At 59.8% G+C, this 14,389-nt stretch carries 15 protein-coding genes; 5 read left to right on the forward strand and 10 right to left on the reverse strand.

Translation table 11 applies throughout. The annotated features are described in order from the left end of the window. Positions 1 to 94 precede the first annotated feature (94 nt). The 5 genes from RPE78_RS06155 to RPE78_RS06175 all read right to left on the reverse strand — a co-directional run bounded on the left by RPE78_RS06155 (position 95) and on the right by RPE78_RS06175 (position 5,810). Complete coding sequence (locus tag RPE78_RS06155) at positions 95 to 2,182, reverse strand: methyl-accepting chemotaxis protein (protein WP_406721519.1); 2,088 nt, start codon at positions 2,180 to 2,182, stop codon at positions 95 to 97. Positions 2,183 to 2,370: 188 nt separating this feature from the next. Next, positions 2,371 to 3,615: a saccharopine dehydrogenase family protein gene (locus RPE78_RS06160; RefSeq protein ID WP_339108627.1), complete on the reverse strand. Its 1,245-nt coding sequence runs from the start codon at positions 3,613 to 3,615 to the stop codon at positions 2,371 to 2,373. A 49-nt stretch (positions 3,616 to 3,664) separates the two neighbouring features. Then, a complete protein-coding gene (gene nspC / locus RPE78_RS06165) occupies positions 3,665 to 4,762 on the reverse strand; it encodes a carboxynorspermidine decarboxylase (RefSeq protein WP_406721520.1) in 1,098 nt (365 codons plus the stop codon). Positions 4,763 to 4,849: 87 nt separating this feature from the next. Next, positions 4,850 to 5,554 (reverse strand): hypothetical protein, encoded by a 705-nt coding sequence (locus RPE78_RS06170; protein WP_406721521.1) that lies wholly within the window; start codon positions 5,552 to 5,554, stop codon positions 4,850 to 4,852. Continuing rightward, entirely contained in the window at positions 5,526 to 5,810 is a 285-nt protein-coding gene (locus RPE78_RS06175; RefSeq protein ID WP_339108630.1) for a hypothetical protein, read from the reverse strand. Before RPE78_RS06175 ends, RPE78_RS06170 begins: the two co-directional genes overlap by 29 nt. Before the next feature lie 208 nt (positions 5,811 to 6,018). Here RPE78_RS06175 and RPE78_RS06180 point away from each other — a divergent pair, with 208 nt between their 5' ends. From RPE78_RS06180 to RPE78_RS06190, 3 genes are all read left to right on the forward strand, one after another. Further along, positions 6,019 to 6,489, forward strand: a complete 471-nt coding sequence (locus RPE78_RS06180; RefSeq protein ID WP_406721522.1) for a hypothetical protein — start codon at positions 6,019 to 6,021, stop codon at positions 6,487 to 6,489. A gap of 88 nt (positions 6,490 to 6,577) precedes the next feature. Beyond that, positions 6,578 to 7,210 carry a ribonuclease HII gene (locus tag RPE78_RS06185; protein WP_406721523.1) on the forward strand — a complete coding sequence of 211 codons (633 nt, stop codon included), beginning with the start codon at positions 6,578 to 6,580 and terminating at the stop codon, positions 7,208 to 7,210. Between the two features lie 170 nt (positions 7,211 to 7,380). Beyond that, positions 7,381 to 8,496: a site-specific DNA-methyltransferase gene (locus RPE78_RS06190; protein WP_339108633.1), complete on the forward strand. Its 1,116-nt coding sequence runs from the start codon at positions 7,381 to 7,383 to the stop codon at positions 8,494 to 8,496. Between the two features lie 138 nt (positions 8,497 to 8,634). Here RPE78_RS06190 and RPE78_RS06195 read toward each other — a convergent pair whose 3' ends face one another. The 3 genes from RPE78_RS06195 to RPE78_RS06205 are packed head-to-tail and all read right to left on the reverse strand — an operon-like array spanning position 8,635 to position 10,179. Next, positions 8,635 to 9,090, reverse strand: a complete 456-nt coding sequence (locus tag RPE78_RS06195; RefSeq protein WP_339108634.1) for a MarR family winged helix-turn-helix transcriptional regulator — start codon at positions 9,088 to 9,090, stop codon at positions 8,635 to 8,637. Positions 9,091 to 9,102: 12 nt separating this feature from the next. Then, positions 9,103 to 9,360, reverse strand: coding sequence for a glutaredoxin 3 (gene grxC, locus RPE78_RS06200; RefSeq protein WP_339108635.1), 258 nt, complete (start codon positions 9,358 to 9,360; stop codon positions 9,103 to 9,105). A gap of 36 nt (positions 9,361 to 9,396) precedes the next feature. Further along, on the reverse strand, positions 9,397 to 10,179 hold the full coding sequence (locus tag RPE78_RS06205) for a ComF family protein (protein ID WP_339108636.1): 783 nt from the start codon (positions 10,177 to 10,179) through the stop codon (positions 9,397 to 9,399). Here RPE78_RS06205 and RPE78_RS06210 point away from each other — a divergent pair. Next, positions 10,178 to 11,011 carry a methyltransferase domain-containing protein gene (locus RPE78_RS06210; protein ID WP_339108637.1) on the forward strand — a complete coding sequence of 278 codons (834 nt, stop codon included), beginning with the start codon at positions 10,178 to 10,180 and terminating at the stop codon, positions 11,009 to 11,011. The two genes, RPE78_RS06205 and RPE78_RS06210, sit on opposite strands and share 2 nt — an antisense overlap. Here the strand turns inward: RPE78_RS06210 and RPE78_RS06215 are convergent. Together RPE78_RS06215 and otsB are read right to left on the reverse strand one after the other, a co-directional pair. After that, positions 11,008 to 12,423: a trehalose-6-phosphate synthase gene (locus tag RPE78_RS06215; RefSeq protein ID WP_406721524.1), complete on the reverse strand. Its 1,416-nt coding sequence runs from the start codon at positions 12,421 to 12,423 to the stop codon at positions 11,008 to 11,010. The genes RPE78_RS06210 and RPE78_RS06215 overlap by 4 nt on opposite strands. After that, positions 12,356 to 13,087: a trehalose-phosphatase gene (otsB, locus tag RPE78_RS06220; protein WP_406721525.1), complete on the reverse strand. Its 732-nt coding sequence runs from the start codon at positions 13,085 to 13,087 to the stop codon at positions 12,356 to 12,358. The genes RPE78_RS06215 and otsB overlap by 68 nt, the downstream gene beginning before the upstream one ends. A gap of 146 nt (positions 13,088 to 13,233) precedes the next feature. Here otsB and hemH point away from each other — a divergent pair, with 146 nt between their 5' ends. Then, positions 13,234 to 14,292, forward strand: coding sequence for a ferrochelatase (hemH, locus tag RPE78_RS06225; RefSeq protein ID WP_339108640.1), 1,059 nt, complete (start codon positions 13,234 to 13,236; stop codon positions 14,290 to 14,292). Positions 14,293 to 14,389 lie beyond the last annotated feature (97 nt).

The following is a 14,389-nucleotide window of genomic DNA, read 5'->3' on the forward strand; positions in this document are numbered from 1 at the left end:
TGTATGTAATACTATATCATTACATATAGCCGGAGCGATTTTCAAGCCGCCTGAAAAGCCGCCCTTGCAGAGCGGCTTTCAATGGGGCGAAACCTCAGAAGTCTTCCCAGTCATCGTTGATATCAGGACCATTGGCCTGTTTCTTGATAACAGGCTGTGGTGCCGGTTTGACGGCGGTCTTCATAGGGGCTGCCGGTTTTGCGTTAGACGTGACAGGCTTTGGCGTTGACGCGGCGCTCCACGATCCCGACCGGTTTTCCGACGTTTTGGACACGGGCTGACAGAGTTTGAATTGCGCGGTGGAGCTTCGCAGATCACTTGCGGCAAGTGTCAGTTGTTTGCTGGCCATCAGCGTGTCCTGGAAAAGTGCCGTATTTTGCTGGCTATTGGCATCCAGATGCGCGACCGAATTGTTGATCTCGGACACACCGGCAGATTGTTCGGTGGCCGAACGGGCGATATCCGAAACATGGTGCGAAATGCGCGATACCGATGCGGCGATCCGTTGCAAGGCGCTGCCTGCTTCGTTGACCATTGTTGCGCCCTTGGACACGTGGTCCCCGCTTTCCGAAATCAAAGTGTTGATTTCCCGAGCGGCTTCCGATGACCGTTGCGCCAATGCGCGCACTTCCGAAGCCACCACAGCAAAACCGCGACCGGCCTCCCCTGCGCGGGCAGCTTCTACCCCGGCATTGAGCGCCAGAAGATTGGTCTGGAAGGCGATATCGTCAATCACATCGATGATCCGCGAGATCCGGCCAGAGCTGTCCTGAATTTGCTGCATCGCATCCACGGCTTGCGAAACAACATCTCCGCTACGTTCGGCCTCGCCACGGGCTTCCTGCACGACCTTGTCGGCCTCTGTCGCGCCTTGAGCGGCTTGCTGGACGGAAGAGGTCAGTTCTTGCAGGGCTGCGGCTGTTTCTTCCAGAGTCGCCGCGGTGGTTTCTGTCTTGCGGGCGACATCTTCGGACGAGGCCGTAATATCAAGCCCCTGCTGTTCGATCACCTCGGCAGTCTGGCTGATTGTCCCGATGAGACTTTCCAGCTTGGTGACCGTACGATTGAAGTCATTGCGCAGCGTTTCATACTCTGCCGGAAATGCTGTTTCCAGCCGGCGGGTCAGATCGCCCTCTGCCAGAGCGTTCAGAGCAATGGCCAGCTCGGAAACCACCTTACGCTGTTTGTCGGCATTGGCTTCCCGTTCGGCATCGCTTTGGGCGCGCATAAGGTCACGCTCGGCCTGATCGGCGGCGCTGCGCTCCATCTCGCGGCGTTCGGCGGCAAGGGCCTCTGTTTCGCGATGGCGACGCTCTTCCTCGGCTTGGGCCTTCAGGGCCTCCTGCTCCGCCTTATGGCGGCTGGCTTCCTGTTCCATTTCTGCGCCACGACGGATCGACATCTGGAAGGTCTCGACCGCCCGCGCCATTTCCCCGATTTCGTCTTTTTGCCCCGTGAAAGGAACGGCACTGTCCACATCACCATCCGACAGACGCCCCATACGCAGCTTCAGATCGCGGATCGGAGCGGTTACAGAACGGGCGATCAGCCAGCAGACCAGCCCGACAAGGATGAAACCGGCAATGAAGATGGCTGCGGCAATATTGCGGATCTGGGCGATCTGGGCCTGAATATCTTCGATATAGGAGCCGGTAGCGATGACCCAGCCCCAGGGTTCGAAGGCGCGGGCATAGCTGATTTTCGGAATCTGTTCGTCTGCGCCATCATCTCCGGTGCGTTTCGAACTGTAATGCAACAGCCCGCCGCCTGCTGTGGCAAGATCGCGCAGATCGCGATAGACATAAATACCGTTTGGATCGGTGAACTGGCTCTGGTCCTGACCGGCGCGCTGGGGATCACGGCCATGCGCGACAAGTTTCATATCATTCGTAAAAGCAAAAAGATAATTGCCGTCATCGTAGCGGGCGGCGTTCAGAATCCGTGCGCCTTCCGCTTTGGCCCCATCAAGCGTGCGTCGGCCCTTGGCAACGTCTTCTTGCAGGGCGACAAGCTGGCTGACATTGCTATCGACAACATCGCGAAGATGGGCCTCGCGCATCTCATATGTATTTCTGACCATAAAGCTGAACATGGTGACCGCAATGGCCAGGCTGGTCAGAACGGAAAATACGATAATCGAATAAATCCGCGTGGAAATCCGCAGATTCGAGACAAACTTCATGACAACACTCCTGATATCACCAGAAGAGGTTGTAAACGAAACTCGTGAATCCTTTCTTGCCAGCCGTCTTTTCACGCGCGCACCGGACAGGAAAACATATATTTCCAGAGTGTTTTTTTCGATCTTCGCGCAAAGAAAAACCCGCCAAAGTTGCGGCGGGTTTTCTATATCATCTCATGACTGCAGACTCAGGCATTCCATGCCTTGTCTTCGCCACCAATGCCGCCAATCTGCACGCGGGTCGGCAGACCGATCTTGTCGAGGATGGTGAAGAAGGGCTTGGGATCCAGCTCTTCGACGTTCTTCATCGTCTTGGCATCCCATTCGCCCGAGGCAACCAGCATGGCAGCCGCCACCGGCGGCACACCTGCCGTATAGGAGATGCCCTGCGAGCCGACTTCCTCATAGGCTTCTTTGTGATCGGCCACGTTATAGACGAACAGCTCGACATCCTTGCCGTCTTTCGTGCCCTTCACCAGATCACCGATACAGGTCTTGCCGGTATAATCGGGTGCCAGCGAAGACGGATCGGGCAGCACGGCCTTCACGACCTTCAGCGGCACCACTTCCTGACCTTCGGCGGTTTTCACCGGCTGCTCGGACAAGAGGCCCAGCGATTTCAGCACCGTGAAAACGTTGATATAATGGTCACCGAAGCCCATCCAGAAACGCACATCGGCCTGCGGATAGTTGGTTGCCAGCGAATGCACCTCGTCATGGCCCGACTGATAGGCCTTGGAGGGGCCCACCACCGGAAGATCCCATGTCTTGCCCGAGGCAAACATCGAGGTTTCCTTCCATTTCTGGTCTTCCCAGTAATAGACGGTGCCGGTGAATTCGCGGAAGTTGATCTCGGGGTCGAAGTTCGTCGCGAAATAGCGGCCATGCGAGCCCGCGTTGATATCGACGATATCGATCGACTTCACTTCGTCCATCTGGTCGATGGCGAAACGCGCATAGGCATTCACCACGCCCGGATCGAAGCCCGCGCCCAGAATGGCGGTGATGCCCTTCTCGGTGCAGGTATCGCGGCGCTTCCACTCGTAATTGGCATACCACGGCGGGGTCTCGCAGATCTTCTCGGGCTCTTCATGGATCGCGGTGTCGATATAGGCGGCGCCGGTCTCGATGCAGGCGTCCAGCACATACATATTCACGAAGGCAGAGCCTACATTGATGACGATCTGCGCATCCACCTTGCGGATCAGATCAGTCACGGCCGCCGTGTCGCGCGCATTGACTTCATGCGTGTCGAACGTGCCGTCGACTTTCATCGCCTTCTTCTCGTGAACACTGGCAACGATGGCATCGCATTTCGACTTCGTGCGCGACGCGATATGCAGCGCCCCGAACACATCGTTGTTTTGCGCGCATTTATGCGCCACGACCTGCGCCACGCCACCGGCACCGATGATGAGCACGTTCTTTTTCACTTCGGCTGTCTCCTTTTTCTCTTGGACAGGGGAAGGGGGCTTTTAACCCTCAGGACAACGAAGACCGGTAGTCTTCGTAGGTGAATTCGCGGACCGGCGTGATGGTGCCGTCCTTCTCGCGGATGGCAATGGCGGGCATGGCCACACCGTTGAACCAGTTTTTCTTGACCATCGTATAGCCTGCCGCATCGGCAATGCTGATACGGTCGCCAATTTCCAGCGGCGCGTCAAAACGGGCATCGCCAAAGATATCACCCGCAAGGCAGGTTTTGCCCGCAATCTGATATTCATGCGCGCCATTCTGCGGCAGTTTCGCCGTTTCGCGATAGATCAGCAGGTCCAGCATATGCGCCTCGATCGAGCTATCGACAATCGCGACCTTCTTGCCGTTATCGACGATATCCAGCACGGTGACCTCAAGGCTGGCGGTCTTGGTGATCGAGGCCTCGCCCGGTTCCAGATAGACCTGCACGCCGAGGCTTTGGGAAAACGCCTTCAGACGCGCGGCCAGTTTTTCAAGCGGGTAGCCCTCGCCGGTGAAATGGATACCGCCGCCAAGGCTGACCCAATCGAGCTTTTTCAGGAAAGACCCGAATTCGGTCTCGATCCGCGTTAGCTGGCTGTCGAACAGGTCGAAATCGCCGTTTTCGCAATTGTAATGGATCATCACGCCGGAAATCCGGTCAAGCGCGCTTTCAAGCCGCTCCAGATCCCATTCCCCCAAGCGCGAGAATTGCCGCGCGGGGTCCGCCAGATCGAACCCCGAGGTCGAGAAGCGCGGGTTCAGCCGCAGACCGGACTGGATGCCTTTGTCCTGCGCCTTGGCGGCAAAACGGTCGAGCTGGCTGAGCGAGTTGAAGATGATCTTATCGGCATAGGAAATCGCCTCGTCGATCTCGTGATCGGCCCAAGCCACGGAATAGGCATGGGTTTCCTTGCCGAATTTCTCATGCCCCAGATGCAGCTCGTAAAGCGAGGAAGAGGTCGTGCCATCCATATAGTCGCGCATCGTGTCAAACACCGACCAAGTGGCAAAGCACTTCAGCGCCAAAAGCGCCTTGGCGCCCGATAGCTCCCGCAGGCGCGCGACCTTTTCCATATTCTGGACCAGCTTTGCGCGATCAAGCAGATAGAATGGCGTTTGCATAGGGCATCTCCGGATATCGGGGCATTCGTTTGGCCATATAGGGCCGATATACCCCGCCCGCAAGCGAAGCCTTTATGACGGAAGGCTTCAGTCCACCTTCAGGCGCGACGGTTCCACCGCCAGCGTATAGCCCTTGCGGGCGATGTTGCGCACCAGCAGCTCGGCCACAAGCTGGTTGCCCAGACTGTCGCGCAGGCGCTTGATACGGGTGGCTCCGGCGGCTTCCTCGCAATCGGCCTCTGGTTTGCCGCTGATCATCGCCTCGATCTGGATGCCGGACAGAATGTCATCATCCAGCCGCGCCTCGGCCAGAACGGCCAGAGTCTCAATCGCGGCAGGGGTCAGGGTAAAGCCCATGTCATTCAGCATCACCATATTTTCCGCCCGCAGGATGCGCAGGGATTGCACCTCGATGCCCTGACGGCTGATCTCGGCCATACGTTTGTTCTGCGCGATGATCATGATCAGGAAGACCAGCGCCACCACCAGAAGCGCCGTGGCAAAGACCAGCAGGATGAAGATGATCATCCGGTAGCTTTGCAGCACCTCGGAAAAGGCCGTGCCCGATTGCGCCAGCACCTCCAGAAGGCGCAGCTGGGTTGGCTGGGTCAGCGCGTCATTGGCGACAAAGATCTGCTCGACCCGCGTGTTGAAGGCATCCGCATCCGGCAGCGCCAGAAACAGCAAAGCCGCCGCCAGCCCCAGAATGGTGGTGATGGCCACCACGCCCCAGATCAGCGCCCGCTGCCCTGTCCGTAGCCCCTCAGTAACGGAGGAAATAGCTTCCCGCACTTTGCTTCCTTTTTTCCAGCCCGTCGTCCCCGAATACGGAAACGATATTGAGTAGCGTCCAGCCGCCGCGTTTCAGCCGCGGTGCCAGCGCAGCCCGCGCCGCATCACGGCTGCAGGCAGTGTCGGGGAGTTTCGCAACCCCGTAATGCAGCCGCAAGGGATCGTCCTGCTTGGCCTTGTAATCGGCATAACAGTCCGCATGCGCAGGGGCTGCAAGGGCACATATAAGTGCGAGGATGATGGCAACAGGTTTCATAGGCCGGATTTTGCGCAAGAGCGCTTTGCCATTCAATAGCAAAGGCTTTTTAGGCGGATGTTATCCGATGACACGCTGTTGATCCGCATGGTTCTGCCGATGATATCCAATGACAGCGCGGCGATATTGCCTGTCTGGCGGGAGACGGCGCATCAGGGGCTATCCGCTTCGCAACTGTGCCGGAGCCTGTTCTATCAGGAGTTAGACCATGTCCCTCTCGACCCGCGTTATTGCCGCAACGACGGCCCTTGCGCTGAGCCTTGCCGCCGTTTCCCCCGCCGCCGCGATGGATTCCGACCAGAAGAAAGCGCTCGGTGTCCTGATCGGGATCGGCGCAGCCGCTGTGCTGATCGACAATATGAATGACAAGAGCAGCAAACGAGACAGCCAGCCCAGACCGCCCGCCTATAGCTGGGATGACCGCGGCGATTCCCGTTGGAATGAAGGCCGTCATGACAGGCGGTATGATCGCGCGCCAAGCTATGCGCAATCTTGTGCCATGAAGGTGCGCACCAATCGCGGTCTGGCCGAGGTTGTCGATAGACGCTGCGCGGAACGCACGGCAGACCGCCGACTGCCCCAGAGCTGCCTGATCGACATCCATAGGGGCGGGCGCACGCAGACCGTTTACGGCCAGAACTGCCTTGCGGATCGCGGAGTCCGCATGCGCCGCCACTAGGCACGGCCTCCGCTGCGGCTTGTCGGGCGTGACAGATCGTCGGGCATTGCAGATTGTCGGGGACCGGTGGGATGTGCAAAAACAGCATATGAACACAAAAACTTCCCCCGATTATTCCTTCGAGGCCGCGGCGCATGCCCGCGGCTTTGTCTCTGTGGCCGGTGTCGACGAGGTCGGACGCGGGCCGCTTTGTGGCCCCGTAACGGCGGCGGCGGTCATTCTGGACCCCGCCCATATCCCCGAGGGGCTCAATGATTCCAAAAAACTCAGCGCCAAACGCCGCGCCGGGTTGGTCGAGGCGATCAAGGCACATGCTATATGGTGTGTGGCCCATGCCAGCGTCGAGGAAATCGACGCGCTCAATATCTACCACGCCTCGCATCTTGCGATGGTGCGCGCCGTGGAGGGGCTGTCGCAACAGGCCGACCACGCGCTTGTTGACGGGAATCGCGTGCCGAAGGATCTCCGGATCAGCGCGGAACCGATCGTCAAAGGTGACGGGCGCTCGGTGTCGATTGCGGCGGCCTCGATCCTTGCCAAAGAGGAACGCGATGCGCTGATGGTGTCGCTGGCGCAACAGTATCCACAGTATGGCTGGGAGCAGAACGCAGGTTACCCTACGGCGCAACATCTTGCCGCCCTTCAGGAATTTGGTGTGACCCCAGTACATCGGAAAAGCTTCAAGCCCGTCCACAATATCTTGTGCCAAGTCAAAATATAGCCCTCTGGTGCAATTAAAGAAATTGACGCTTCGGGCCGGTTCCGCCATGTTTATCCACACAAGATCGGCAAAAATGTCGGCACGTATAGAGCAGTAAAATCAGTCAAATCAGACCGATGCAATTCGGCGGTAACCTGTCTTCCACGGGACAGGAAAGGCATGAGGCAAGTATGACAAAAGCGAAATCGCGGGCGGCGCAGGCCGATCTCCCGCTCAATCAGATCTTGGCAGGCGACTGCATCGCACAGATGAACGCCCTTCCGGAAAACAGCGTAGATCTGATTTTTGCAGACCCGCCTTACAATCTTCAGCTCAAGGGCGAGCTTCACCGCCCCGACAATTCCAAGGTCGATGCCGTCGATGACGCATGGGACCAGTTCGACAGTTTCGCCGCCTATGACGCGTTCACCCGCGACTGGCTGGCCGCCGCGCGCCGTATCCTCAAGCCCAACGGGGCGATCTGGGTGATCGGGTCGTATCACAACGTGTTCCGCATGGGCGCAGAGCTGCAGAACCAGGGCTTCTGGATCATGAATGATGTGGTCTGGCGCAAATCGAACCCGATGCCCAATTTCCGCGGCAAGCGCTTCACCAATGCGCATGAGACCCTGATCTGGGCCTCGAAATCCGAAAATGCCAAGCCGACCTTCAATTACGAGGCGCTCAAGGCGCTGAATGAAGGCGTGCAGATGCGCTCGGATTGGGTGATCCCGATCTGCACCGGCGGCGAGCGTCTGAAGGACGATATGGGCAATAAAGCCCATCCGACCCAGAAGCCCGAAGCCCTTCTGCACCGTGTGATCATCGCCACGACCAATCCGGGGGATGTGATCCTTGACCCGTTCTTCGGCACCGGCACCACGGGCGCTGTCGCCAAGATGCTGGGCCGCAACTATATCGGGATCGAGCGCGAGGAAGCCTACCGCGAGGCCGCGACCAAACGTCTGGCCCGTACCCGCAAGCTGGATGCCGAGGTGCTGGAAGTCACCACCTCGAAACGCGCCGAACCCCGTGTGCCCTTCGGCCAGCTGGTCGAGCGCGGCATGTTGCGTCCGGGCGAGGAACTGGTGAGCCAGGGCAACCGCTACACTGCCAAGGTCCGTGCCGATGGCACGCTGATCGGCAAGGATATCAAAGGCTCGATCCATCAGGTGGGCGCACAGCTTGAAGGCGCGCCTTCGTGCAATGGCTGGACCTATTGGCATTACAAGCGCGATGGCAAACTGGTGCCGATCGACGCGCTGCGCCAGCAGATCCGTGATGAGATGGGTGGCCGGATCAACTGATCCACGGCAAGCTACGGAGTAAGACCCCTTGGCCTTCCGGCCTCGGGGCCATGACCGCCAGCGCCCATGTTTACTGCCACAGGGCGCTACCTTGCCCCGCCGACTGCCGGCGGGGTCTTTTTGACTCGATTGATGGTGTTATTTGCCGTTCTGCCCGACAGCTTCCAGCTTGGCGCGCAATTCGCGCATGACGGGCAGCGCCTGACGCACTTTTTCCGGCCCGATGTCGCGCACGATATCGGTGATCACCGGCATCAGCGCCGCGAAGGCGGCGTCGCGGGCGGATTTCCCTGCGGGGCTGATCGACACGAATTTGCGCCGCGCATCATCCCAGTCGGGACGGATATGCACATGCCCCGCCCAGACGAGTTTGGACAGGGTATTGGTCATCGCGCCGCGCGTCACATGGAAGGTCGCCGCAAGCTGGGCCGGTGTGCGCTCTTCCGACAGATAGGCCAGATGGTTGAGCACCGAGAAATGCGACAGCTCCATGCCCTTGGGCAGCACACGGCTGACGACGTTGCGCGCCAGCTGGTCGGCCATGAAAACCTCGGAAAACAGGGCTGCCGCAAGAGGGTCGAATTGCTCGCTCACTGGCCTGCGCCCTTAACCGGCCAGCATCGGGTCAAGCTGACCCTTGGCATCCAGCGCATGCAGGTCGTCGCAGCCACCCACATGGATATCGCCGATGAAAATCTGCGGCACGGACCGTTTGCCACCCGCGCGATTGGTCATCGCCAGACGCAGGTCGGGATCGGCACCGACATCGGTTTCTTCATAAGCCACGCCTTTCTTGTCCAGAAGCCGCTTGGCGGCGATGCAATAGGGGCAGGTCCGGGTGGTGTAAATCTCGACGCGTTTCATATCGGTTCCTTTCGGGTCAGGGCGATTTACCGCGATCTAGGGATCTTTTGCAACGCGGGCAAGGCACAGGACATATATCTTGGGTGCATCTAAAGGTCGTACCGCATCATAGGCGGCGCGTAATGTGGCACCCGAGGTCATCACGTCATCAATCAGAACGATCTTGCGGCCTTTCGCCCGATCTGCCCGTTTCGGATGCAGGGCAAAGACGCCCGCCACATTCTCGGCGCGCTGTTTGCGGTCCAGTCCCTCTTGCGGCGGGGTCATCCTGATGCGCCGGAGCAGATCGACACAGAGTTCGCCGCCTGTCTCGCGGGCGAGAGCCTGCGCCAGAAGCGCGGCCTGATTGTATTTGCGCCTGATCAGCCGGAAGCGATGCAGTGGAACGGGCACCAGAAGACAGGTCTCGTCCAGAATATCCCGCCCCGCCTCGGCCATCCAGCGCCCGAAGGGGCGGGCAAGTTCGGTGCGGTCGCCATGTTTGAAGCCCAGGATCATGGCGCGGGCGGTCCCGTCATAGCGCAGGGCGGCGCGCGCTTTGTCCCAAGGGGGCGGAGTGCGCAGGCAGGCGTCGCATTGTTCGATGCGGTCCGACTGGCCGGGGAGAGGGGCGCCGCAGGTCTCGCAGGACAGCCCGCGAATGAACCCCGTTCGGGGCCAGCAGTCAGGGCACAGCACGCCTTCCTCTGAGACCGGTGCCTGACAGGCGATGCATAGCGGCGGGTAGATCAGACGCAGAGCCGCCCGTGCCTGACGGCGCAGCCCTGCAATCGCCTCTGGTCTTCGGGGCGCTTCGGAATTACTCTTCGGCCTTATCATGACGACACCTCCGCTTCTGACCGACCGCCCCGCCCTTGACCGCCAACGCCTGCGTGCGCGGGCGCGCGGGCTTGATGCGTTTTTGCAAGAAGAGGCGGTGGCCGATCTTCAGGAAAGGCTGATCGAGGTTAATAGAACCTTTACATCGCCCGCCCTGATTGCGGCTTTCCCCGAAATCTGGACCCCTGTGCTGCCTGATGCCAAGATCGTGCCCGATGCCGAGGTGCTTGACCTTGAAGAGGGGGCGCATGATCTGGTGGTGCACGCCTTTGCGCTGCATTGGGCCAATGATCCGGTGGGGCAGATCGTACAGGCGATGCGGGCGCTCAAACCTGACGGGCTGTTCATCGGCATCCTGTTCGGTGGCCAGACCCTGCATGAATTGCGCGCGGCACTGGCCGAAGCCGAAGCCGCGGTGACAGGTGGCCTCAGTCCGCGTGTCGTTCCGATGGGAGAGGTGCGCGATCTGGGGGCGCTCCTGCAGCGTGTCGGGCTGGCCCTACCGGTGGCCGATAGTGTCACCCGCGACGTGGCCTATACCAATCCGATGCGGCTGTTTGCAGACCTGCGCGCGATGGGTGAAACCAATGCATTGGCCGGTCGCAGGCGGCACTTCACCCGCCGCGCGGTCCTGATGCGGGCGCTGGACATCTATCTTGCGCATTATGCCGATGCGGAAGGGCGTATCCATGCGACCTTCGAGACGATCTGGCTGACGGGGTGGACGCCGCATGAAAGCCAGCAGCAGCCGCTACGTCCGGGATCGGCCCGCAGGCGGCTGGCCGATGCGCTCGGGACGTTCGAACTGCCGACCGGCGAGAAACCCGTCTAACCCAGCGCGGTCAGAAACCCTTTCGACCACCAGCTGACATCTTTGGTCAGAAGCACATCCATCAGGGCTTCGTGGCGGCGCCGGCGATCCTGCAGCGGCATGGCCAGTGCGGTCATGATGGCGGTGGCCATCTGCTCGATATCATGCGGATTGACGATCAGCGCATCGTCCATCTGTTCGGCCGCACCGGCAAATTGCGACAGGATCAGAACGCCCGGATCCTCGGGGTTCTGGGCTGCCACGAATTCCTTGGCCACAAGGTTCATCCCGTCCATCAGCGGCGTGACCAGCGCGATCTGTGCCGCCCGATACAGCCCCGCCAGTGTTTCCCGTGGAACAGGACGGTTGATGAACCGGATCGGCGCCCACTGGATATCCGCGAACTGGCCGTTGACCTGCCCCGAGAGATGCTCGGTCTCTTCACGGATATTGTCATAGGCCTCCACCCCTTCGCGGGTGGGCGGGCTGATCTGGATCAGCGAGACATGGCGGTGCCATTCCTCATGGCGCGACAGGAACTCGCCAAAAGCCTTGAACCGTTGCGGCACGCCCTTGGTATAATCAAGCCGGTCGACCCCGATGATCAGCTGCCGGTCCGGCTTGATTACCCCTGCGGGCAAGCGGTCGATCTGCTCTTCGGCCAGATGGCGGAATTCCTGCGCATCGATGGCAATCGGGAAGGCGGCAACACGGCATTGCCGCTCGCCAAGCTGTACGAAGCCGCCCGCAAGCTCCTGCGCGCCCGCGATCTCGGTCAGGCAGGCAATGGCGGCGCGGGCATCGCGTTCGGATTGCATGCCGACCACCTCGTAATTGGCCAGCCATTCGCAGACATCTTCGGCATTTGGCAGGGCATGCAGCGTGATCGGATTGGGAAAGGGCGTATGCAGGAAAAAGCCCATCCGGTTCTTCGCCCCCAACTGGCGCAGATACAGCGCCAGCGGGATCAGGTGATAATCATGCACCCAGATCCGATCCTCGGGTTCGATCACCTCGATCAGCATCTTGGCAAATCGGCGGTTCACTTCCTTATAGCTGTCGAGATATTCGGCATGGATCTCCAGCAGGTCTGTCCGTCCGTGAAACAGCGGCCAGAGCACCTGATTGGAAAAGCCGAAATAATAGTTCTCCTGTTCGGCCTCGGTCAGGTCGAAGGCCATGCGGCGGAAGGGACCGTCGGTGATTTCATGCAAGGTGTTATCGGGGGTGTCCACGATCTCCCCCGATGTGCCGATCCAGATCCCCCCTGTTTCCTTGATCGTGTCATGCAGTGCAACAACCAGACCGCCCGAGGGATTGGGACCGGAAGGGATGCGGTTCGAGATACAGATCAGCCGTCCCATCCTAGCGCGCCCCTCCCGCCCGTAGCCATTCCAGAACGGCGGCAGGGTCGGGCAGGCGCTGGCTTGCACAGCTTGCACCCTCACCGACCTTGATGCCGAAGCCGCCGTGGGTCTCGGCCCAGTCCAGCGCGGGTTCGTCGGTGGTGTCATCGCCGATATAAACCGGTCGACGGCCAAGAAAGGCGGGAAGGTCCGACAGAAGCTGAAGCGCGCCATCTTTGGAAAACCCTGCCGGACGCAGCTCATAGGCCATTTTCGCGGGCTGGACCTCGAAACGCGGATTGGTGATCGCCAGCCGGTCGATGAAGGCCCGCACTTCCGGCCCTGCATCGGGACGGTTGCGGAAATGGATCGCGGCCCCCATCGATTTGTGCTCGTAAAGCAGCCCGCGCGACGCGGCATAATCACGCATTTCTGTCTGGGCGGCCTCCAGCCCTTCGGGCAGGGCCTCCAGCGGGGGCGTCATGCCGCGCGCTTCCGACCCGTGCGAGCCGACCATGACGCCGTCGAAGCCTCGCAGGAAGCCTTCTAGCTCGTTGAGAGAACGGCCCGATACGATTGCAAGCGCCCCTCCCGTCGCCTCTTCCAGACGGCACAGCAAAAGCCCCAGATCCGCCGGAAGTACCACGGCATCCGGTGTGGGGGCTATATCGACCAATGTTCCATCGAAATCGAGAAAAAGAGCTGTGTCAGAGCAATCGAGCGGTGGCACTTTGGTGCGATATTCCATCATGTCCATACCTGAGACTAATTCCAAAATGCGGCGCATGTCAAAGCTGGCGGACCGCGTAGCCGCGGGTCATGAGAACTTTGGGCTTTGACACAGTTCCCGAACGCGTTATCTCCGGAAATGTTCCGAAACCGCGATAGGATCTTTCCATGCCGAAGCCAGCCAATCCGCGCTTGAGCCATGCGCCTGCCGACCACCCTGCGGTGCCTACGGCCAAGATCGGTGTCCTTGTGGCCAATCTGGGCACTCCGGATGGAACGGATTACTGGTCGATGCGCCGGTATCTGGGCGAATTTCTCTCGGACAAGCGCGTTATCGATATTCCGAACTGGAAATGGCAACCGCTTTTGCAGCTGATTATCCTGTCCAAGCGCCCCTTCACCTCGGGGGCGAATTACAAGACGATCTGGAATAACGAGGCCAATGAAAGCCCGTTAATGACGATCACCAAACAGCAGGTGGCCAAGCTGAAGCAATCGATGGCGGCGCTTTATGGCGACCGCGTCGAGGTGGATTTCTGTATGCGCTACGGCAATCCCTCGACCCGATCCGTGGTGGACCGGATGGTGAAGAACGGCTGCGAGAAGATCCTGTTCTTCCCGCTGTATCCGCATTACGCGGGGGCGACCTCGGCCACGGCCAATGATGCGTTTTTCAAGGCGCTGATGACCCAGAAACGGCAGCCTGCCGCGCGCGTCGTTCCGGAATATTTCGACCGCCCGAACTATATAGAGGCTCTGGCCCAATCGGTGCTGAACGCCTATCCAGACGGGGCACAGCCCGATGTGCTGGTCTGCTCCTATCATGGCATGCCCAAGCGGTATCTGATGGAAGGCGACCCCTATCACTGTCAGTGCCAGAAGACGACGCGCCTTCTGCGCGAGCGGCTGGGCTGGGACAAAGACCGCATCCACACCACCTTCCAGTCGGTTTTTGGCACCGAGGAATGGTTGCGCCCCTATACTGTCGAACATGTGGCCGAACTGGCCCGCGCGGGCAAAAAGCGTATCGCTGTCATTTCGCCCGCGTTTTCGGCCGATTGCATCGAGACCCTCGAAGAGATCAAGGGCGAGATCTGCGAGGCTTTCGAACATGCGGGTGGCGAAAGCTTTACCTATATCCCCTGTCTCAATGACGGTGATGCCCATATCGCGCTGCTGAGCGAGGTCATCGAGGAGAATTTGCAGGGCTGGATCCACCGCCTCTGAGCGGTCCGGCGGCGAAAACATGGCGTCAGTGTCGCAACCCGCAGGCATTTGATGTCCTCACGGAACTGTGGGTTTGAAGCAAAGCGCGGCTGCGTGT

The sequence above is a fragment of the Thioclava litoralis genome (genome assembly GCF_045278885.1).
In the GTDB taxonomy this organism is placed as follows: Bacteria; Pseudomonadota; Alphaproteobacteria; order Rhodobacterales; family Rhodobacteraceae; genus Thioclava; species Thioclava litoralis.